Consider the following 635-nt stretch of genomic DNA (forward strand, 5'->3'; position numbering starts at 1 on the left):
TACACCGAGCCGCTTCATATATTTCATCTTGCCAATTTGACTGGTATAAGCAGGGTTAACAACGTAGACAGCGACCCCCATTTTTTCAGCTCTTGATCGGATTGCTAGGATCATCTTTTGATAAGCAAACTGACTCATTCGACGATTCGCTTTCTTATGTCCATAAGGACGCGACACTTTGGACCGCGTCGTATCCAATCTTTCGATGGCAAGTGGTTTATGGTGTTTAACGGCATAGTCAACGAGGGCAATAACCTCTGCTTCTATTATTTTCGCCTGCTGTCCACTGGTTTTACCCTCTAAGTTAAATGGGAGGGTAAAGGCATCCACACATTGACCAATATCGTTGACATTGGCGACAGCGAGATGATTCACATTCATAATCATACCGGTTGATGTTGAGGTATTCAGATAGGGTGTAGCTGGTACGTCAATTAAGCATTTAACGATATAGTAGTCACCATGGTCTTCAAGCGACCAGCCAATAGGCTTCCCGTACTTTTTCTTATCTTTCAGGTTCATTTGTGTCTGAATGGCACGATTGACATAATCTTGACCATAAGGAAAAACAACGTCAGCGAGACGAATGATGCATTGGTCGATCGCCTTAAAGGTAAGGGTATGCGTCTCTGGCT

General features: G+C 43.6%; 1 protein-coding gene. It reads right to left on the minus strand.

Annotation, left to right across the window (positions count from 1 at the left end):
- Positions 1-635, minus strand: a 635-nt coding sequence (locus JCM19043_RS15815) for an IS200/IS605 family accessory protein TnpB-related protein (RefSeq protein WP_156321459.1), incomplete at both ends; no start/stop codon positions are given.

This window comes from Halolactibacillus sp. JCM 19043 (genome assembly GCF_001310395.1).
Taxonomy (GTDB): domain Bacteria; phylum Bacillota; class Bacilli; order Bacillales; family Amphibacillaceae; genus Halolactibacillus; species Halolactibacillus miurensis.